The following is a 19,464-nucleotide window of genomic DNA, read 5'->3' as shown; positions in this document are numbered from 1 at the left end:
AGAGGTTAGCCGAAGGGTCAGGGGACGGTCTGGCAGGGGCCGGCGGCGCAGGTGTCGACCAGGGTGCCCTGCTCCAGGAAGGTGAGCGCCATGGTGAGCACCTCGGTCTGGTCGCGGCCCATGCCGTGGGGGTCGTCCCCCGCCCGGTTCGGCTCGTTGCCGGTGGGCGGCGTCGGCGTGCCGAAGTCCCACACCACCAGGTACGAGTGGCCGCTGTGCGGGAGCTCGGACGGGTCGAGCGCGCGGATGTCCCAGAACGGCTCGACGTCCGGGCTGCGGCCGGCCGCCAGGCCCGGGGTCCGCACCTTGGCGCCGATCGTCCGGGCCATCACCTCGGTGCCGACGTTGGCCACCTGGTGGTCGCCGAACGCCTCGTACAGCAGCACCTGCTTCTCCCCCGAGCCGGGGTAGTTGTCCTCGGTGAGGTGCTGGGCGTAGGCGTCGTTCTCGCCCCGGTCCCACAGCATCTGGGAGACGAGGATGCCGATCTGGCGGTCGACCCGGTCGGGGTAGCTGGGGTCGTAGAGCTCGGCGAACACGTCGAAGTCGACGCTGCGGTCGAGCAGGGTCGAGTAGTTCATGCCCGGCACGCCCAGGAAGGCCCGGTCCCACTCGGTCGACAGCGCCGTCGCCGCCCCGCCCAGGATGCCGCCCTGGCTGACGCCGATGAACGTGAGGTTCTGCTGGTCGAGCAGCGGGGTGCCGTCGGCGGCCTGGAACGCCGGGTCCGACGACAGGCCGTCGGCGTGCGTCACCAGCCGACCCAGGAACTGGAAGTTGAGCAGCGACTGCTGCAGCCGGTCGGGCAGCGTCCGGAACGCCGACATGTCCTGCAGCGCCGCCACCACCGAGCCGATGTCCTCCTCCGACATGCCGATCCACCAGGTGGCGCAGTACGTGGTGTTGGTCATCCGGGAGAACCGGGAGCCGGCGCCGAGCACCTCGCGGGCGCTCCCCATCAGCCCGTGCCCGTACAGCGACGCCTGCGTCGGCTGGGCGGTGCCGTCGGCGTTGACGGCCGAGTCGGGGATCGTGCAGATGAACCGGGCCGTGGAGGTGCCGTTGCGCTGCGGGATCGGCGAGCGGCCGGGCCCGTCGCCGTTGTTGAGCACCTGGCCGGTGCTGCCGTCGCCGGTGAGGTAGTTGGGCACCTCGAACGTGCCCTGCACCTCGCGCAGCAGGTTGTCCCGGGTGCTCTCCGTCACGCTCGTTACCTGAAAGGCGGGGGCGGCGTCGCCGAGCTGGGCGAAGGCGTCGTCGCGCATGGCGAGCGCCCGCTCCGACAGGCTGCGCTCGCTGGCGACGGTGAAGTCCCAGGCCAGGATCAGGTCGTCGCGCTCGACCCCGTAGTAGCCGAGGGTCCCGAAGAGGCCCTCCATGTGCCAGCGGCGGTTCTCCAGCGCCGGGATGCCGGTGTCCAGGGCGTCGCGGTAGGCGCGGAAGGCGTCGGTGGGGGCGAGGGGCTCGCCGGCGCCGTCGACCAGGCCCCGCAGGGCCACGACGTAGGTGTGGCCCTCCTCGAAGTTCTGGGTGGGACGCACGAACGTCAGCCGGTGGGCGTCGTCGGGAGCACCGACGTCGGTCTCGGCCCAGTAGGAGCGCCGCTCCCCCGTCGCCACGTCCATGATCACGATCGGTGCGTCCTCGTCGAGCGAGCCGGCCATCTTGGTGATCGGGGCGGCACCGCTGGCGGCCAGGTCGACCCCCGGCAGCAGCACCGTCAGCGCCGAGCCCGGGGAGAAGCCGTCGTTGCGGTTCAGCTCGGCGGGGTCGACGTGCGTGCCGGCGGCGTTGGCCGGCAGGGTCTCGGCCCCGAAGTTCACCCGCTTGCCGGTGGCCGTGTCGGCGTCCGGGACGGTGAAGTAGTCGTTGGGGAAGGGCAGGTAGCAGCGCTCGCCACCCAGCGGGTCGCAGCTCGCCGGGTCGTGCGGCAGCGCGACGTCGATCGTGCCGTGGGTGGGCGGGGGATCGCACGCCACCGCGGTCACGGCCAACACGACGACCAGCAGCGCTCGCTTCATCCGAATCCCCCCGAACCCGTTCTGGCCCCGTCGAGCCAGGAGCCGGAGCAGATAGGCCCGTTCGCTCAGGCTACGCGTGGAGATTTGCCGGCCGGATCACAGCCCCACAGCGAGGCTCCCAGCCAGCAGCACCACCACAACGCATTCTCACGCACGCATCCGCTCAGGCGCACGATGTCTACACCAGACCGACGAGGTGCGCGGCGTCGTTGTGGCGCACGAGGCGCCAGGTGGGCTCCGACGGCTGGTGCCAGGGCCACACGTCGGTCCAGTGGAACTCGGTGATGCCGGTGTTCCGGATGTCGATGTGCAGGCCCTGCACGGCCGACACGCCCCACAGGTGGAACGACTGCTCGATCACGCCGCCGTGGCACGCCACGACGACGGTCTGGTCGGGGTGGTCGCGCACGATCCGGCCGAGCGCCCGCTCCACCCGCTCGGCGAACGCCGCCCACGTCTCGCCGCCCGGAGCGCGGAGGGTGTGCGGATCGAACGTGGCCGGCCGGGGGTAGCGCTCGTCGAACTGCTCCCAGGTGAGGCCGTGGCCCTCGCCGGCGTCGAACTCCCGCAACTCCCGCTCCAGGCGTATGTCGAGGTGGCCGAGGGCGGGGGCGATGATCTCGGCGGTCTCCCGGGCCCGGGGGACGGTGCTGGCGTAGAGGGCGCCGACGTCGCCCAGCTCGCCGGTCTCCTTGAGGCGGTCCCGGAGGGCGGCGGCCTGGCGACGACCGTGGTCGGACAGGCCCCGGCAGTGCTCCTCGCCCGCGATGATGCCGTCGAGGGCGACCTGCGCCTCGCCGTGCCGGATGAGGACCAACCGCGTCATGTCCGTCCGCCGTTCATGTCCCCAACCTAACGGTGGGCCGTCGCCTCGACCGACTCCGCGGCGCCGAAAACGCGACGGCCGGCTGTCGCGGGGACAGCCGGCCGTCGTACCCGTCGAGAGACGGGGGTGGGGTCTTTCAGCGAAGGACTAGAAGTCCTCCATGCCGCCGCCGGGCATGGCGGGGGCGTTGTCCTCGGGCTTGTCGGCGATGACCGCCTCGGTGGTGAGGAACAGCCCGGCGATCGACGCCGCGTTCTGCAGCGCCGAGCGGGTGACCTTCGTCGGGTCGGCCACACCGGCCACCAGCAGGTCCTCGTAGTCGCCGGTGGCGGCGTTGAGGCCGAAGGCACCGTCGAGCGACTTCACCTGCTGGACCGCGACGCCACCCTCGAGGCCGGCGTTCACCGCGATCTGCTTGAGGGGCTCCTCGATGGCCTTCGCCACGAGACGGGCACCGGTGGCCTCGTCGCCCTCGAGCTTCTCGGCGGCCGTGAGGATCGCCGCCTGCGAGCGCACGAGCGCCACACCACCACCGGGGACGATGCCCTCCTCGACCGCAGCCTTCGCGGTGGAGACGGCGTCCTCGATGCGGTGCTTCTTCTCCTTCAGCTCCACCTCGGTGGCGGCGCCGACCTTGAGCACCGCGACACCACCGGACAGCTTGGCCAGGCGCTCCTGGAGCTTCTCCCGGTCGTAGTCGGAGTCGGTGTTGTCGATCTCGGCCTTGATCTGGTTGATCCGGCCCTTGATGTCCTCGTCGGTGCCGGCACCGTCGACGATGGTGGTCTCGTCCTTGGTGATGACCACCTTGCGGGCGGTGCCCAGCAGGTCGAGCGTGGTGTTCTCCAGCTTGAGGCCGATGTCCTCGCTGACGACCTGGGCGCCGGTGAGGATGGCGATGTCCTGCAGCATGGCCTTGCGGCGCTCGCCGAACCCGGGAGCCTTCACCGCGGCCGACTTGAAGGTGCCGCGGATCTTGTTCACCACGAGGGTGGCGAGGGCCTCGCCCTCGATGTCCTCGGCGATGATCAGCAGCGGCTTGCCCGACTGCATGACCTTCTCGAGCACCGGCAGCATGTCGCGCACGGCCGTGATCTTCGAGCTGACCAGCAGGACGTACGGATCCTCGAGGACGGCTTCCATGCGGTCGGGGTCGGTGACGAAGTAGGGCGAGATGTAGCCCTTGTCGAAGCGCATGCCCTCGGTGAAGTCGAGCTCCAGGCCGAAGGTGTTCGACTCCTCGACGGTGACCACGCCGTCCTTGCCGACCTTGTCGATGGCGTCGGCGATCAGCTCGCCGATCTCGGGGTCGTTGTTCGCCGAGATCGAGGCGACCTGGGCGATCTGGTCGCGGGACTCGATGTCCTTCGACAGCGTCGACAGGCTGACGAGCGCGGCGTCGACGGCGACCTCGATGCCCTTCTTCAGGCTCATCGGGTTCGCACCGGCGGCGACGTTGCGCAGGCCCTCGTGGACCATCGCCCAGGCGAGCACCGTGGCGGTGGTGGTGCCGTCACCGGCGACGTCGTCGGTCTTCTTGGCGACCTCCTTGACCAGCTCGGCGCCGATCTTCTCGTAGGGGTCCTCCAGCTCGATCTCCTTGGCGACCGAGACGCCGTCCTTGGTGATGGTCGGCGCGCCCCACTTCTTCTCGAGGACCACGTTGCGGCCCTTCGGGCCGAGCGTGACACGTACGGCGTCGGCCAACTTGTTCATGCCGGCTTCGAGGCTGCGACGTGCTTCCTCGTCGAAGGCGATGATCTTCGGCATCCCTGAATTCCCTCCGTTGGGCGGGGTTGAGCTTTTAGCACTCTCTTGGTGCGACTGCTAACCAGTCAAGCACCCTCGGTCAGCACTCGCAACCGCCGAGTGCTAACCGCCCTCGGTGGGGTTCAACCGCCAGCCACTGCGGGGATGATCGAGACCGTCTCGCCCTCGGGGACCGGGGTCTCGAGGCCGGAGAGGAAGCGGATGTCGTCGTCGGCGACGAACACGTTGACGAAGCGGCGCAGGTTGCCGTCGTCGTCGAGCAGGCGGCTGGAGAAGCCGGGATGGGCCTCGTCCAGGTTGGTCAGCACCTCGCCGACGGTCGTTCCCTCCAGCTTCACCTCGGACTGGCCGGCGGTGAGGGTGCGCAGCGTGGTGGGGATGCGAACGGACACGGTCATGGGGAGGACACCTCGGAGAGGGTGGGACGTCGGCGGGCGATCGTACCCAACCCCTCCCGTGATCCCGGCATTCCTCGGGCCTCCTAGGGTGCGGGCGTGGAAGCTCCCCGCCTGGTCGTGCGTGGCCGTGCTGTCGACCTCTCCCGCCCGGCGCTGATGGGCATCGTCAACGCCACGCCCGACTCGTTCTCCGACGCCGGCGAGTACCCGGACGTGGCCTCGCGCGTGGCCCGGGCGGTCGAGCTGGTGGAGCAGGGGGCGACCGTGATCGACGTGGGCGGGCAGTCCGGCATCACCGGCGTGCCCGAGGTGGAGGCCGACGAGGAGGTCCGCCGGGTGCTTCCGGTGGTGGAGGGGATCCTGGCGGCGCTGCCCGACGTGCTCGTGTCGGTCGACACCTACAAGCCGCCGGTGGTCGAGGCGGTGCTGGCGGCAGGGGCGGCGATGGTCAACGACGTGAGCGGGCTGCTCTACCCGGAGATCGCCGACCTGTGCGCCGAGGTCGGGGCGGGGCTGGTGCTCATGCACAACCGCTCCAGGCCGAAGGAGCGGCTCACCGACCCCCTGCTCTACGACAACGTGACCGGCGACGTCGTGTCGATGCTGAACGCCTCGATCGACGAGGCGACGCGGCGGGGCGTGGCCCGGGAGTCGATCGTGCTCGACCCGGGACCCGACTTCTCCAAGACCCCGTACCAGACGGTGACGGTGCTGCGGGAGATCGACCGCGTGCGGGCCCTGGGCCGGCCGCTGCTGCTGGCCCTGTCCCGCAAGGACTTCGTGGGGGCGATCACCGGGCGGCCGCCCCGGGAGCGCCTGGCCGGGACGCTGGCGGCCGTCGGGCACCTGGCCGCCCAGCCGGGCTACGTGTTCCGGGTGCACGACGTGGCCGAGGTCGCCGACTACCTGGCCGTCGCCGACGTGCTGGCGGGCCGGAACGACATCCCCGAGGACCTCGAGCTGCCCGTCCACCTGCGCCGCCAGCCGCCGCCCCCTCGTCTTTGAAGGGAAACGACCCGTATGTGGTCGTTTCCCTTCAAAGACCGCTGTGAGGCGGGCGCTCCACCACGAGGGCTGTGTCGGCCTCCACGCCGGTGCCGTCCCGCCGGGGGCGGACGTACGGCGACCAGGGCGGCACGACGTCGTCGGGCAGCACCCGGGAGGCGAAGCCGTAGAGCACCTCCTGGGCCATGGGCGCCAGGGCGGCCGTGGGACGGGACCGGTTGCGCAGCGAGCCCAGGTCGACCTCCACCACGGCATCGAGGCCCACCCGGTCGACCACGTCGACCAGCATCGCGACCTCCACCGCGTAGCCCGTGAGCATCGGGAGCGACCGCAGCAGCTCGGTGCGGCCCGCCACCTGGCCGCCGAGGGGCTGGTAGAAGCCCGCCAGGTCGGGGCGCCACAGGTTGAGCAGCGGTCGGGCCATCAGCTCGGTGACGCGGCCACCGTCGAACGGATCGGCCGCATCGGCGCCGTCGGGGTTGATGCGGTGGAACGACCCCTTCACGAACTGGGTCTCGGCGCCCCCGAGCACCAGCGGCCCCACCAGGCCCCGCACGAACCGGCCGATGTCCCCCTCCAGGTCGGCGTCGAGGAACGCCACCACGTCGGTGTCGACCAGGGCCAGCGCCCGCCACAGGGCGTCGCCCTTGCCCAGCACCGGGCCCAGTTCGGGCCACACGTCGGCTGCGGCGACCACGTCGGCGCCGGCCAGCTGGGCCTCCAGCATCGTGTCGTCCGACGAGCCACCGTCGACCACCAGCACCCGGTCGATCACGTCGAGCTTCTGCATCACCACCGCGCCCATCACCGTGTGGGCGACGCTGGCCGCCTCGTCGCGCGCCGGCACCACCAGCGTCGCCGTCGCCGTGCGGTCGGCGAAGGGCTCGACGGTGTAGTCCGCAGCCGCGGCGCGTCGGGGTGTGGGCATCGGCATCCTCGTGGCGGTCCGTCCGGAGGGACCGGGCGGGCAGTCAGTCTGCCGAGGGCTCGTCGTCGTCGGCGCTGTCGGTGGCAGAATTCTCCGGATCGTCGCCGCTCTCCGTGGTCGCGGCGTCGTCCGGAGCGTCCGGCTCCGGCTCGGGCACTGTGTCCGAGTCGACCGGGTAGGCGATGCGGTCGAGCGGCTCGCTGCGCTGCTCGACCTTCTCGACGGGCCCGACGCCGGGCTGGGTGTCCATCGCCGCGAACGCCAGCGCCTCGACCTCGATGGGCTGCTGCAGCACGTAGGTACGCCACAGGTGCCCGACCAGGACCTTCAGCACGGCCACGGTCGGCACCGCCAGCAGCAGGCCGAAGAACCCGCCCAGGGTGCCGCCCGCCAGCAGGGTCAGCATGACGACCGCCGGGTGCAGCCTCACCGCCCGCTGCATCACCACCGGGCTGATGAAGTGGTTGTCGATCTGCTGGACGACGACCATCACCACGATCACCCACAGGGCCTTCGTGGGGTCCCCGGTCGTCAGGGCGACCACCACGCCGGGCACGGCGCCGAGGTACGGCCCGACCATCGGGATCATGTTGAAGATGCCGGCCACCATGCCGACCACCAGCCAGAACGGCAGGTCGATGATGGCGAGGCCGATCGACGCCATCGTCCCCACGATCCCCGCCACCAGGAGCTGTCCGCGGAAGTAGCCGCCGATGGCGAGGTTCAGCCGGTGCGCGACCAGCTGCACCTCCTGCTTGCGGGCCTCCGGCACCAGGCTCTCGGTGACGCGCCGGATGTGGGGCAGGTCGATCAGCAGGTAGAAGGCGATGATCGGCGCCAGCACGAAGATCAGGCCGACGTGGAAGATCCGCAGGCCCATCTCGCGGAAGCTGTCGATCTGGTCGAACAGCTCGTCGCGGCGCTGCTCGGCCCGCTCGGCGGCGGTGACGTCGCCGTCGCCGTCGAGGTCGCGGGGGGCGTGGTCGTCGGACAGCGAGTCCTCGAGCTCGTTCCACGTCGGGATCTGGACCGGCCAGTCGTTCTCGGCCGACTGCTCGGCGCGGTCGTCGACCCAGTCCTCCACCTCCTCGCGCAGCTCGGGCCAGTCGTCGGCCAGCTCGTCCCACTGATCGCCCACCTGCGGGGCCAGGAGGAAGCCGACCAGCACGACCAGGCCGACCCCGCCCAGGTAGGTGGCCGCCGTGCCCAGCACCCGGGGCAGGCCGCGGCGGTGCAGCATCGTGACGATCGGGTTGAGCAGGAACACGATGGCGCCCGCCAGGATCAGCGGCGGCCACACCACCCGGATCACCCAGCCGAGGTACAACAGGATGGCCAGCACCACCGCCATCCCCGTCAGCGCCCAGGCGACCTGCCCGGCGCGGCGTATCGCTTCGGTCATTGCTGCGGGGCGCCCGTTCGGCCGGCGGTGGCGAGGGCCTCGGCCGCGACCTCCTCGATGCACTCGACCGGGGCGCTCTCGGCGCGCTCCCGACCGAACCGCTCCACGAGCGACACGACCCGGAGCCGCCCGCCCGGCCCGTCGCTCTCCACTCGATCCACGATGCCCTCCGCCTCGAGGTCCACTGAGTCGCCCACGATGGCGAGGCAGGGTACGCCCAACGAGGCCGCGAGTTCCGCCACCCCTCCCACGACCTTGCCCTCGAACGACTGCTCGTCGAGGAAGCCCTCGGCGGTGATCACCAGGTCGGCATCCTCCACGGCGTCGGGCAGGGCCACCTCGTCGGCGATGGCGTCGAAGCCGCCCAGCAGGGTGCCGCCGGCCGCGGCAAGCCCTCCGGCCAGGCCACCGGCGGAACCGGCACCCTGGAGCTCCAGAACGTCGACGCCGTGGTCCTCCAGGTACACCTCGGCCAGGCGGATCAGGCGGCGGCGCAGCAGCTCCACCTGGGCGGGCGAGGCACCCTTCTGGGGGGCGAACACCTCGGCGGCGTCGACGAACGCCGTGCGCACGTCGCACATCACGATCAGCTCGATGCCCCGCAGCCTCTGGAGGGGGTAGAGGGCGCGCAGGGCGCCCAGGCCGCCGTCGGTGGTCGCCGAACCGCCCAGGCCCACCAGCAGGCGGCGGGCGCCCAACTCCAGGGCCTTCGACAGGAGCTCGCCGGTGCCGACCGTCGACGCCGCCACCGGGTCGTTGCCCTCGGGGCCGCCCACCAGGTCGAGGCCGGACGCCCGGGCCATCTCGACGACGGCGGTCTTCCCGTCGAGGCGCCACTCGGCGTCGACCGGGTCGCCCAGCGGGCCGGTCACGCGGGTCGTGCGGTTGGGGCCGCCGAACACCTCGAGCGTCCCCTCGCCCCCGTCGGCCACCGGCTGCTCGACGCATTCCCAGCCAGCTGCGGCCGCCGCCCGCCCGAGCGCGGCCGCGACATCGTGCGCCGTGGCCGTGCCACGCAGCTTGTCGGGGGCCGCCACCAAGCGCATAGGCCCGCCAGTCTGCCCGCTGCGTGGGGGTCGGTCGGGTGCCTCACGCTTGGGCGTCCTGCGGCTACGGCGCGGGTGGGGTCCGGGTGACGTGAGGCCAGTAGCCCGCCAACCACCCCGCCACCGCCCCAAGCGGTCTCGGCTGCGCCGAGGCAAGTAGCTTCTGCACGGTGGTGGTGGAACGAGACGTGGTGATCGTGTCCAACCGTGGGCCGGTGTCGTTCTCCGAGCGGGAGGACGGCCAACTGGTCGGTCGACGGGGGGCGGGCGGGCTGGTCTCGGGCATCGGGCCGCTGGTCGCCGGCACCCGGGCGACGTGGATCGCCGCCGCCATCTCCGACGCCGACCGCCGCGCCGCCGCCCACGGCACCGTCGAGGCCGACGGCTTCCGGGCCCGGCTCCTGGCCATCGACCCCGACGTCTACCGGCGGGCCTACGACGAGGTCAGCAACCAGGTCCTCTGGTTCCTCCACCACGGCCTCTACGACCTGCCCCGCTCGCCCGCCTTCGGGCGGGAGTTCCGGGAGGCGTGGGGCGCCTACCGCAAGCTCAACCAGGCGTTCGCCAGCGCCGTCATGAACGACGCCCCGACGGGTGCCGCGGTGCTGGTGCAGGACTACCACCTGGCGCTGGTGGCCCACGACCTGGCCGAGCACCGGCCCGACCTGGCGCTGGTCCACTTCGCCCACACGCCGTTCGCCACCCCGACGTGGCTGCGGGTGCTGCCCGACCACGTGGCCGCCGAGCTGCTGGCGGGTCTCTGCGCCTTCAACGCCTGCGGCTTCCACACCCAGCGCTGGGCCGACGACTTCACCGCCTGCTGCCGGGAGGTGCTGGCGCTGACGCCCCGGACGTTCGTGTCGCCCTTGCCGGCCGACGCCGACGACGTGCGCCGAGCCGCCTCGTCGGCCGCCTGCGACACGGCGTTCGCGTCGCTGTGCTCGGCGGTCGGCGACCGGCTGGTGGTCGGGCGGGTCGACCGCATCGAGCTGTCGAAGAACATCCTCCGGGGGTTCCTGGCCTTCGACGACCTGCTCGACCGGTACCCGGACTGGCGGGAGCGGGTCGTCTTCGCCGCCTCCGTGTACCCGTCGCGGGGCGGGGTGCCCGAGTACGTCCGCTACCAGGCGGAGGTCGACGCGGTGGTCGCCTCGATCAACGACCGGTGGGCGACGTCCGACTGGACGCCGATCGTCTACGACACCAGCGACGACTACCCCCGGTCGGTGGCGTTGCTGCGGCGGGCCGACGTGCTGCTGGTGAACCCGGTGCGCGACGGCCTCAACCTGGTCGCCAAGGAGGCGGCGCTGGTGAACGAGCGCGACGGGGTGCTGTGCCTGTCCCGGGAGGCCGGGGCGTGGGCCGAGCTGGGCGACGTCGCCCTGGCTGTCCCCCCGTTCGACGTCGCCGGCACCGCCGACGTCCTCGACCGGGCGCTCCGCATGTCCCCCGACGCCCGCAGCGACCACGCGAAGCGCCTCCGCACGATCGTCGAGCAGCGCACCCCGTCCGACTGGCTCGCCGAGCAGCTCCGCGCGGCTGGGTGACAGGTCGGGCGGGCCTAGGGCGTGTCGCCGGGGACGAGGGTCCGGAGGAAGGCGAGCACCGCGGTTGGGCCGTCGAGGACCAGGTCGGCCCGGTCGACCAGCTCGGCCGGGGCCTCGGCGCTGGCGACGGCGACCTTGAGGGCGTGCAGCTCGGGGTCGGCGGCGGTCAGGCGGTCGAGGGCGTCGAAGGCGGGGAGGTCGCCCCGGTCGTCGCCCACGTAGGCGACCCCCGCCATCCCACCGGCCAGGTCCTCCAGGGCGGTGCCCTTGTCGGCAGGTATGGGCGGGTGCAGCTCCACCGACATGCGGGCCGGCCGGGCCTGCAGCCCCGAACGGGCCGCCTGGCCCTTGGCCCAGGCGAGCACCGCCTCGGCCAGCTCGGGATGCGAGCGGTAGTGCAGGGTGAGCGACAGGCCCTTCGACTCGACGTCCATCCCGTCGGGGCCCCGCGACCGGGACGTCCGCACGACGTCCTCGACCACCTCCCGCCACGAGCCCGCGTAGGGGTGGTCGGTCCGTTGGCCGTCCCGCACCACCTCGAGGCCGTACAGGCCCGAGACGACCAGGCCGGGCGGGAGCAACGGGACGAGGAAGGCCACCGGCCGCCCCGACAGCACACCGACGAGCCGGTACGACCGGGTCAGCTCCTCGAGGACCTCGATCACGCCGTCGAGCGGGCGGGCCGATGCGGGCTCGTCGACGATGGGCGCGAGCGTCCCGTCGAAGTCGAGGAGCACACCGCTCTCGTCGGCGCGACGGACGATGGGAGCGACAAGAGCCGTGGCGGAGCTCACGCCCCGAACCGTATCGGGGGTGGCTATGGCAACAGGGTCAGAGGGCGCTGGCGAGGTCCGCGCCCAGGAGGACGACCAGGTTGGCGCCGGCCGGGTCGACCTGTGGGGGCTCGGCGATGGCTTCCAGGGCGTCCGGCGGCGAGTTGATGGCCCGGGCCATCTCGGCGGCCTCCTGCTCGTAGCCGGCGGCGTAGAGGACCTTGGTGGTCTCGAGCGTCATGCCGGCGTCGTCGGGCTCGACCGCCTGGTAGCCGTTCTGCTGGAGGATCTCGCTCTGGCTGCCGGCGGCGCCCACCACGTCGGTGGCGTTGAGCACCCGGATCGTCACCTCGGACGGCGGCCGCGCCGCCACCGTGGTCGGCGGCAGGGTGGTGGTCGTCCCCCCGGCGCCACCTGCCGCGTCGCCGCCCGCCTCGGCGTCGATCGCCTCGCTCCCCCCGGCGATGCCACCGTCCCAGTTGCGCAGCAGCAGGAACCCGACGATCACGGCGGTCGCTATCAGCGCCACCCCCCGTGCGGGGTTGGCGCGCGGTTGGGTGCGCTCAGGAACCATTCTCCGGCCTCCTGGAAGGTCCGTGTGGGAGATCTCGACGGTACGCCATCGGACGCCGGCGCCGGTGGCGCCGGGTCATTGCACTCGGAAACGTTGGCGTGACGGCCCCCGCGATGCAAGCATCTAGGGCTCGTTGCCGGAATAGCTCAGTTGGCAGAGCAGCTGTCTTGTAAACAGCAGGCCGTGGGTTCGAGTCCCACTTCCGGCTCACTTGCTCACTCGCTCGACCACGGGCCGACGCCGGGGTCGGTGAGGGCGGAGTCGCTCATCCGTATGAATGTAACGGCCTCGGCGAATGCCCGAGACCGCTTGGGGCGGCGGCGGGGTGGTTGGCGGGACTACCGGCGGCCGCCGGAGTCAGGTGGCGGGGTCGGACGCTTCCGCGACGCCCCAGCAGGCGGGTGCGGATGTTCTCGCCGCGGGCCGCGAGGTCCGCCAGCTCCCACAGGAGATCGAGGAGCCGGGGGTCGGGGGCGCCGACGCCGGCGGGGACCCGGAAGCCGGACGACCGCAGGCACAGCACCAGGTTCAAGACGCGGAGGACGAGGTCGTCGGCCGCGTCCTGCAGCGTCTCGCCGTGCCCGTAGGAGAGGCCGACGAGCGTGAGACGGCAGCCCGCGCCCGTCTCGTGCACCCGCAGCTCCGGTGTCCAGCCCGCTGTCACCAGGGCATTCTGGTCGCCCGGGCCGGGGCGGCCGCAAGTCGTTCCGGGGTCAGGCCTTGCGGACCGACTCGTAGCGCCGGAACTGCGTGTGGGCCACGGAGATGAGCGGGACGCCGCCGCGGCGGTGCGCCTCGACCTCCGCCGGCGACTCCACGAGGAACGACACCCCGCCCGTGAGGAGCAGCACGGCACCCGACTGTTCGGACTGGACCATCAGCATCTCGGGTCCGAAGCTACCCCGAGCGGTGGCGGGCGATCTCGAAACAGGCGAGAGTTCCGGCGGCGGCGACGTTGAGCGACGCGAGCCTTCCCCCCAGGGGGATGGCGACCACCTCGTCGCAGCGCTCGCGGACCAGGCGCGACAGGCCCCGGCCCTCGGCCCCGAGCACCAGGCACACCGGGCCGTCGGCCGGGCTCAGGTCGGCGAGCTGCTTGTCGGCGGCGCCGTCGAGCCCGACCACCAGGACGGCCGCCTTCGACAGCTGCGCCAGGGCGGCGGGGAGGCCGCCGACCAGGGCGATCGGCAGGTACTCGACGGCTCCGGCGGCGGCCTTGGTGGCGGCCGGCGTGACGTGCACCGCCCGGTGGCGGGGCAGCACCACGCCCGTGGCGCCGGCGCACTCGGCGGAGCGCAGCACGGCGCCGAGGTTGCCGGGGTCGGTCACGCCGTCGAGGGCGACCAGGAAGGGGGCGACCTTCCGCCCCCGTTGCGTGGAGCCGCTCAACAGATCGTCGAGCGAGGCCTCCTCGAGGCCTGCCGCCATCGCCAGGACGCCCTGGGGCGCCTCGCAGCGGGCCTGGGCGGCGAACTTGCCGCGGCTCACCTCGCGGACCGGGGTGCGGGCCGCGGCGGCCATCTCGCGGATGTCGTCGAGGATGGGGGCGGCCTCGGTGTCGCCGGCGATCCAGATCTCGTGCGCCTTGCGGCGACCGGCCACCAGCAGCTCCCGGACGGCCTGACGGCCCTCCACCTGGTCGCCGCCGACGGTGCGGCGGTCCTTGCTCTGCCCCCGCCGTGCCGAGGGGATCGCGGTGGTGGTCGTCCGGCTCCCCGGCCGCACCCGGGTCGGCGGCGGTGTCCGCCCGGTACCGCTCGACCCCCGGCTGCCCGCTCCCCGGCCGGTGCCACCCCCGGCCGCGCCTCGACCAGCGGCGCCACGGGCTCCCGACCCGACGCCGCGCCCACCGGTCGTCCCGCCCCGCCTCGACGCACCCTTGCCGGCCGGTGCGTCCCGACCGGGAGCACCCCCGCGTCCTCGTCCTCGGTTCGGCTTCATGTGGCGGTGCTCCTGGTGACGAGGGCGACGGCGAGGCAGGCGATGCCTTCGTGGCGGCCGAGGGCGCCGAGGCCCTCGGCTCGTTTTCCTTTGACGGTGACGGGGGCGCCGACGGCCGACGACAGGCGCTCCTCCATGGCCGACCGGTGAGGGGCCAGCTTCGGGGACTCCAGGACGACCGTGCAGTCGACGTTCTGCGGCGACCAGCCGGCAGCCCGGACGTCGGCGACGGCGCTGGTGAGCAGCTCGATCGAGTCGGCGCCGGCCCAGCGGGCGTCGGTGTCGGGGAAGTGCTGGCCGATGTCGCCCAGGCCGGCGGCGCCCAGCAGGGCGTCGGTGACCGCGTGGGCCAGCACGTCGGCGTCGCTGTGACCGGCGAGGCCGGGTGCGCCGGGGAACTCGACACCGCCGATGACCAGGGGGCGCGCCGGGTCGTCGCTGAAGGCGTGCACGTCGTAGCCCTGCCCGATCCGGATGCCGGGCACGCTCCCGCCGTCGCTCATGGGGCGGCCCGGCCGTAGGTGATGCCGGGGAGCAGGGCCTCGGCGAGCAGGAGGTCGGTCGGGTAGGTGATCTTGAGGTTGGTGGGCGTGCCCGACACCAGCTGGACCGTGCCGCCGATGGCCTCGACCAGCGAGGCGTCGTCGGTGCCCTCGTCGCTGCCGGCGTGGGCGGCGCGCAGCACGGCGGCGTCGAACGCCTGCGGGGTCTGGACCACCACCAGGTCGGCCCGGTCGACGACGCCGTCGGTGCGCGACCGCACCGTGTCGGTCACCGGGATGGCGGGCACGACGGCGTCGGCCCCCTGCTCCACGGCGGCGACGACGGCTTCGAACAGGTCGCCGCCGGCCAGGGGGCGGGCACCGTCGTGCACCAGGACGACGGTGGCCTCGGGGGGCACCGCGTCGAGCCCGGCGCGCACCGAGCCGGAGCGGGTGTCCTCACCAGCGACCACCCGGTCGGCGCCGGGCTCGGGCGACTCCGCGTACTCGCTGGGGACCACCAGGACCACACCGTCGGACACGGACCGGGCGGCCTGGAGCGACCAGTCGAGCACCCGGCGATCGCCGAGCGGCTGGTACTGCTTGTGCTGACCGAACCGCCTGGCGCTGCCGGCCGCGACCACGATCGTCCACACCGAGCCCATGACACGAAGAACCTAGCCACGCAAGCTGAGGGCGGTGGCCACCCGGCGGGGTCGGATGCCGGGGGTGGTGTCCACCCAGATGGCGTTTCCGTGGTTAACGTTCCTGAGCGTGACCCCCGCTGACCTGCTTGCAGGCGTCGATCTCTTCAAGGAGCTTCGCCCCGACGAACTGACGCGCCTGGCCAACGAGAGCAGTCGCGAGAGCCTGCGCCGGGGCGATGTCGTGTTCCGTGAGGGCGACGAGCCGGACCGGCTGTACGTGGTGATCCAGGGTCGCATCGCCATCTCCAAGCGCTCGATCGACGGCCGCGAGGCCGTGGTGGCCCTGGTCGAGGACGGGGATCTGTTCGGGGAGATGGGCTTCTTCCTTCCGTTGGGGCGCTCGGCCGAGGCTCGGGCCCTGGAGCCGTCGACGCTGCTGGCCGTGGCCTTCGCCCCGGTGCGGCAGATCTACGAGGAGCGGCCGGAGCTGCTCTGGGGCGTCGTGTCGATGCTGGCCGACCGGGTGCGGATCATGGACGACGTCCTGGCCGACTCGGTGTTCCTCGACGTGACCGGCCGCACCGCCAAGCGGCTGCTGGAGATCGCGTCGGGCAACGACGAGTTCGTGCTGCCGGTGACCCAGGAGGAGCTGGCCGCCATCGTCGGCGCCTCCCGCGAGCGGGTGAACAAGGCCATCGCCAGCTTCGTCCGCCTCGGCTGGATCGAGCAGGCCGACCGCCGCTACAAGATCACCAACCGCGAACAGCTCGAACGCCGCGCCCGGTAGCTCACCACCATGGTTCGCCGTGGTCGGAGCGGGGCTGCGGGTTACGAGTAGCGGTCCAGGATGCTCGTCTCGGCGAGGCGGGACAGGCCCTCCTTGATCGAGCGGGCCCTCGACTCGCCGACGCCGGTGACGTCGTCGAGGTCGTCGATCGTGGCCCGCATGATCTTCTGCAGGGAGCCGAAGCGGTCGATGATCCGGGCCACCACCGACTCCGGCAGCCGCGGGATGCGGGACAGCAGCCGCCAGCCCCGGGGCTCGACGTGGGCGTCGAGGTCGAGCGCCGTGCCCGGCAGGTGGAGGGCCGCCCCCACCGCCTTGAGGTCGAGCAGCTCCTCGGTGCCGAGGTCGTCGAGGGCCGCCATCGCCTGGTCGATGTGCCAGCCCGACTCCTCGTGGAAGTAGTCGAGCACCACCAGGCGGCGGTCGTCCTCCACCCGGCCCATCAGCTCGTCGAGCTGCAGGGACACCAGCCGGCCGTCGACGCCCAGCTCCACGATGTCGGCGGCGATCTCGTCGGCGATGCGGCCCACCATCTCGGTGCGCTGCAGCACTGCCACGACGTCGCGCACCGTGACCAGGTCTTCCACCTCGAGCGCCGCCAGCGAGCTGGTCACAGCGTCGAGCCTGGTGCGGTAGCGCTCCAGCGTCTGCAGGGCCTGGTTCGCCCGGGTGAGCAGCTGCGGGATCGTGGCCAGCGGGTGCTTCCGGTCGCCGACGTAGACGGCGATGATCGCCATGTCCTCCGACACCGAGATCACCGGCACGTCGATCGACCGCGCCACCCGCTCGGCGGTGCGATGGCGGGTGCCCGTCTCCGACGTGGGCACGTTGGGGTTCGGCACCAGGTGCACGTTGGCCCGGGCGATGCGGCTGGCGTCGCTGGCCAGGATGATCGCTCCGTCCATCTTCGCCAGCTCCGACAGCCGCTGCGGGCTGAAGGCCGCATCGAGCAAGAAGCCACCGGAGCAGATGTTCAAGACCTCGGGACCATCGCCCACGACGATCAGAGCACCCTTGTTGGCCTGGAGGATGCGGTCGAGCCCCTCGCGCAGCAGCATGCCCGGTGCCACCGCGGCCAGGGCCGCCAACAGCTCGGGAGTGCGCCGGGTCACCACGCCGCAAGCGTACTGTGCCCATGTCTCACGACCCGTTGACGAGGCGTGTTGCGGTCACCGCTTCGTGCAGGGCGCGGAATCGCCCCACCCGGAGACCGGCGGGTGGATCGGGTGCCGACGCAGGCGCGAGGGCCGACGTGAACCCCAGCCGGGCCGCCTCCGCCAGCCGCCGATCGGTGCCCTGGACCTGCCGCAGGCCGCCGCACAGCCCGACCTCGCCGCAGGCGACCATCTGCGGCGGCAACGGCCGATCGGTCAACGCCGACGCCACCGCCAGGGCGATGGCCAGGTCGGCGCCCGGCTCCCGCACCCGCACGCCGCCGGAGACGGCCACGTGCACGTCGTGTTTGCTCACGAACAGCCCGATGCGTCGCTCCAGCACCGCCAGCACCTGGGCCAGCCGACCGCTGTCGACGCCCTGGGCCGTGCGCCGCGGCATCGGCGCCTGGGTGGGCACCACCAGCGCCTGCAGCTCGACCAGCATCGGGCGCTGGCCGTCGAGCACCGGCGCCACCACCGAGCCGGGGATGCCGACCTGCCGGTCGGTCAGGAACAGGGCGCTCGGGTCGGGCACGCCCATGAGCCCGCAGTCGCCCATCTCGAACAGGCCCAGCTCGTGGGTGCCGCCGAAGCGGTGCTTGGTGGCCCGCAGCAGGCGCAGGGCGTGGTGGCGCTCGCCCTCGAACGACAGCACCGTGTCGACCACGTGCTCCAGCACCTTGGGCCCAGCGAGACCGCCGTCCTTGGTGACGTGGCCCACCATGACCACGGTGAGGTCGCGCCGCTTGGCTTCCGCCACCAGCGTCTGCGCGCAGCCCCGCACCTGCGTCAGCGACCCCGCCGCCGCCCCCAGCTCCGGATCGACCAGGGTCTGTATGGAGTCGACCACCAGCAGCTCGGGCCGCACCTCGTCGAGCAGCGACAGGATGTTCGGCAGCACCGTCTCCGCCGCCAGCCACAGGTTGCCCGCCATCGCCCCGATCCGTTCGGCCCGGGCCGCCACCTGCTGGGCCGACTCCTCGGCGGTGACGTAGAGGCAACGCCGCCCGTCGGACGCCACCGCCGAGGCGAGGTGGAGGAGGAACGTCGACTTGCCGACGCCCGGTTCGCCGCCCAGCAGCGACACCGACCCCGCCACCAGGCCGCCGCCCAGCACCCGGTCGGCCTCGGCGATGTTGGTGGGCCGCGGCGCCACGCCACCCGTGCTGGCCTCGGCGATGGGTATGGCGGGCGCGGCCGGCGCCAGGGAGGCCAGGACTCGCGGCGCCGCGGTCACCTGGGACTCCACCAGGGTGCCCGTCGCCTGGCAGCCGGAGCACCAGCCGGTCCACTGCGGGGCCTCGGCGCCACAGTCGCTACAGCGGTAGACGGTCTTCGTTCGAGCCACACCCCGACCTTATTGAGGGGGTGTGACAGTCAAGGGCCTACCCCGAGGAAGAAGTCCGGCGGCGGAGGAGCAGTACGACGACCAGGGATACCGCTGAAACCAAGGCGATCACGGTGAGGGCCAGCACGGAGCGGTTGTAGACCGTGGACTCCGCCGCCATGTCGACCGGGGCGCCGCCCAGCACGGGCGACCACTCGTCGGTGACGTCGCCGGGGAGGGAGACGTCGACCGAGAGCTTCACCATCTCCTCCAGCGGCGCGCCCAGGCGTTGGGCGATGTCGGCCGGGTCCTCACCGAGGGGCTCGCCGTCGAGTGCCGTGGCCAGGCCCTCGTCGCCGAAGGACTCCAGGCCGCCGCTGAGGTCGGCCACGCCCGAGAACTCGTACGAGGTCTGGCCGTACGACGCCGACCGCGACACCGACAGGTCCTGCAGCCCACCGTCCGGCCCCGTCAGCTCCGCCAGCACCGATTGAGCCTCCCCAGGAGTGCCGAACGGCTTGGTGACCTGCAGCCACACGAAGCCCTCACCATCGGGCGACGACACCTCACCCACCGACCAGCCGGCGGCCGTCAGGTCGTCGACCCGCACCAGCCGCACCAGGTCGGCACCATCGGACACACCGCTGGCGTCGAGATCGGGCACCCGACCCAGGGCCTCGGCGTCGAGCCCGACGGCCACCTCCACCGTCCCCGAGCCGTCGTCCTCGACCGTCACCGTGACCGCCGTACGGACCTGGCAGCCGGCCGTCAACACGACGGCCAGCACCGCCAGGAGTCCGCGTCGATACCTCACAGGGCAGGGGACGTTAGATGAT

General features: G+C 72.4%; 20 protein-coding genes and 1 tRNA gene. 4 read left to right on the top strand and 17 right to left on the bottom strand.

The genetic code is table 11. From position 1 onward, the window contains the following. Window positions 1-17 precede the first annotated feature (17 nt). From VK611_22410 to VK611_22395, 4 genes are all read right to left on the bottom strand, one after another. Window positions 18-2,021, bottom strand: coding sequence for a hypothetical protein (locus tag VK611_22410; protein HMG44102.1), 2,004 nt, complete (start codon window positions 2,019-2,021; stop codon window positions 18-20). A gap of 178 nt (window positions 2,022-2,199) precedes the next feature. Continuing rightward, window positions 2,200-2,847, bottom strand: coding sequence for a histidine phosphatase family protein (locus VK611_22405; GenBank protein ID HMG44101.1), 648 nt, complete (start codon window positions 2,845-2,847; stop codon window positions 2,200-2,202). A gap of 147 nt (window positions 2,848-2,994) precedes the next feature. Further along, a complete protein-coding gene (gene groL, locus VK611_22400) occupies window positions 2,995-4,617 on the bottom strand; it encodes a chaperonin GroEL (GenBank protein HMG44100.1) in 1,623 nt (540 codons plus the stop codon). A 122-nt stretch (window positions 4,618-4,739) separates the two neighbouring features. Beyond that, window positions 4,740-5,015: a ubiquitin-like small modifier protein 1 gene (locus VK611_22395; protein ID HMG44099.1), complete on the bottom strand. Its 276-nt coding sequence runs from the start codon at window positions 5,013-5,015 to the stop codon at window positions 4,740-4,742. 96 nt (window positions 5,016-5,111) lie between these two features. On the opposite strand from VK611_22395, the gene folP reads away from it, so the two are divergent. Further along, window positions 5,112-6,020 (top strand): dihydropteroate synthase, encoded by a 909-nt coding sequence (gene folP / locus VK611_22390; GenBank protein ID HMG44098.1) that lies wholly within the window; start codon window positions 5,112-5,114, stop codon window positions 6,018-6,020. 31 nt (window positions 6,021-6,051) lie between these two features. On the opposite strand, the gene VK611_22385 is transcribed toward folP, so the two are convergent. The 3 genes from VK611_22385 to VK611_22375 are packed head-to-tail and all read right to left on the bottom strand — an operon-like array spanning window position 6,052 to window position 9,396. Continuing rightward, window positions 6,052-6,948 (bottom strand): glucosyl-3-phosphoglycerate synthase, encoded by an 897-nt coding sequence (locus tag VK611_22385; GenBank protein HMG44097.1) that lies wholly within the window; start codon window positions 6,946-6,948, stop codon window positions 6,052-6,054. Window positions 6,949-6,991: 43 nt separating this feature from the next. Next, window positions 6,992-8,350, bottom strand: coding sequence for an AI-2E family transporter (locus VK611_22380; GenBank protein HMG44096.1), 1,359 nt, complete (start codon window positions 8,348-8,350; stop codon window positions 6,992-6,994). Continuing rightward, window positions 8,347-9,396: a glycerate kinase gene (locus VK611_22375; GenBank protein HMG44095.1), complete on the bottom strand. Its 1,050-nt coding sequence runs from the start codon at window positions 9,394-9,396 to the stop codon at window positions 8,347-8,349. The genes VK611_22380 and VK611_22375 overlap by 4 nt, the downstream gene beginning before the upstream one ends. A gap of 170 nt (window positions 9,397-9,566) precedes the next feature. Here VK611_22375 and VK611_22370 point away from each other — a divergent pair, with 170 nt between their 5' ends. After that, window positions 9,567-10,943, top strand: coding sequence for a trehalose-6-phosphate synthase (locus tag VK611_22370; protein HMG44094.1), 1,377 nt, complete (start codon window positions 9,567-9,569; stop codon window positions 10,941-10,943). Between the two features lie 14 nt (window positions 10,944-10,957). Here the strand turns inward: VK611_22370 and otsB are convergent, their stop codons facing one another. Both otsB and VK611_22360 read right to left on the bottom strand, forming a co-directional pair. Beyond that, window positions 10,958-11,737: a trehalose-phosphatase gene (gene otsB / locus VK611_22365; protein ID HMG44093.1), complete on the bottom strand. Its 780-nt coding sequence runs from the start codon at window positions 11,735-11,737 to the stop codon at window positions 10,958-10,960. Between the two features lie 37 nt (window positions 11,738-11,774). Beyond that, on the bottom strand, window positions 11,775-12,290 hold the full coding sequence (locus tag VK611_22360; protein HMG44092.1) for a LytR C-terminal domain-containing protein: 516 nt from the start codon (window positions 12,288-12,290) through the stop codon (window positions 11,775-11,777). Window positions 12,291-12,425: 135 nt separating this feature from the next. Between VK611_22360 and VK611_22355 the strand changes: the two genes are divergently transcribed. Next, a tRNA-Thr gene (locus VK611_22355) sits at window positions 12,426-12,498 on the top strand. Between the two features lie 57 nt (window positions 12,499-12,555). On the opposite strand, the gene VK611_22350 is transcribed toward VK611_22355, so the two are convergent. The 5 genes from VK611_22350 to ispD form a co-directional block, all read right to left on the bottom strand. Beyond that, complete coding sequence (locus VK611_22350; GenBank protein ID HMG44091.1) at window positions 12,556-12,954, bottom strand: hypothetical protein; 399 nt, start codon at window positions 12,952-12,954, stop codon at window positions 12,556-12,558. A gap of 49 nt (window positions 12,955-13,003) precedes the next feature. Next, on the bottom strand, window positions 13,004-13,174 hold the full coding sequence (locus VK611_22345; protein ID HMG44090.1) for a hypothetical protein: 171 nt from the start codon (window positions 13,172-13,174) through the stop codon (window positions 13,004-13,006). Between the two features lie 13 nt (window positions 13,175-13,187). Next, entirely contained in the window at window positions 13,188-14,015 is an 828-nt protein-coding gene (rlmB, locus tag VK611_22340; GenBank protein HMG44089.1) for a 23S rRNA (guanosine(2251)-2'-O)-methyltransferase RlmB, read from the bottom strand. A gap of 212 nt (window positions 14,016-14,227) precedes the next feature. Beyond that, window positions 14,228-14,734, bottom strand: a complete 507-nt coding sequence (gene ispF / locus VK611_22335; GenBank protein HMG44088.1) for a 2-C-methyl-D-erythritol 2,4-cyclodiphosphate synthase — start codon at window positions 14,732-14,734, stop codon at window positions 14,228-14,230. Continuing rightward, window positions 14,731-15,378 carry a 2-C-methyl-D-erythritol 4-phosphate cytidylyltransferase gene (gene ispD, locus VK611_22330; protein HMG44087.1) on the bottom strand — a complete coding sequence of 216 codons (648 nt, stop codon included), beginning with the start codon at window positions 15,376-15,378 and terminating at the stop codon, window positions 14,731-14,733. Before ispD ends, ispF begins: the two co-directional genes overlap by 4 nt. 109 nt (window positions 15,379-15,487) lie before the next feature. Here ispD and VK611_22325 point away from each other — a divergent pair, with 109 nt between their 5' ends. Then, entirely contained in the window at window positions 15,488-16,147 is a 660-nt protein-coding gene (locus VK611_22325; protein HMG44086.1) for a Crp/Fnr family transcriptional regulator, read from the top strand. 41 nt (window positions 16,148-16,188) lie between these two features. On the opposite strand, the gene disA is transcribed toward VK611_22325, so the two are convergent. Genes disA through VK611_22310 form a run of 3 tightly spaced genes read right to left on the bottom strand, consistent with a single transcriptional unit; the run spans window position 16,189 to window position 19,442 of the window. Continuing rightward, window positions 16,189-17,259 (bottom strand): DNA integrity scanning diadenylate cyclase DisA, encoded by a 1,071-nt coding sequence (gene disA, locus VK611_22320; GenBank protein ID HMG44085.1) that lies wholly within the window; start codon window positions 17,257-17,259, stop codon window positions 16,189-16,191. Between the two features lie 28 nt (window positions 17,260-17,287). Then, the gene (radA, locus tag VK611_22315) at window positions 17,288-18,649 is read right to left on the bottom strand and encodes a DNA repair protein RadA (GenBank protein ID HMG44084.1); all 1,362 of its coding nucleotides are present in this window, start codon (window positions 18,647-18,649) and stop codon (window positions 17,288-17,290) included. Window positions 18,650-18,686: 37 nt separating this feature from the next. Continuing rightward, window positions 18,687-19,442, bottom strand: coding sequence for a hypothetical protein (locus VK611_22310; GenBank protein ID HMG44083.1), 756 nt, complete (start codon window positions 19,440-19,442; stop codon window positions 18,687-18,689). Between the last annotated feature and the right edge of the window lie 22 nt (window positions 19,443-19,464).

The organism is Acidimicrobiales bacterium, assembly GCA_035316325.1.
Taxonomy (GTDB): domain Bacteria; phylum Actinomycetota; class Acidimicrobiia; order Acidimicrobiales; family VFJN01; genus DASXTK01.
Note: the sequence above shows the minus strand (reverse complement) of the source record. Positions and strands in the feature narration are given on the sequence as shown.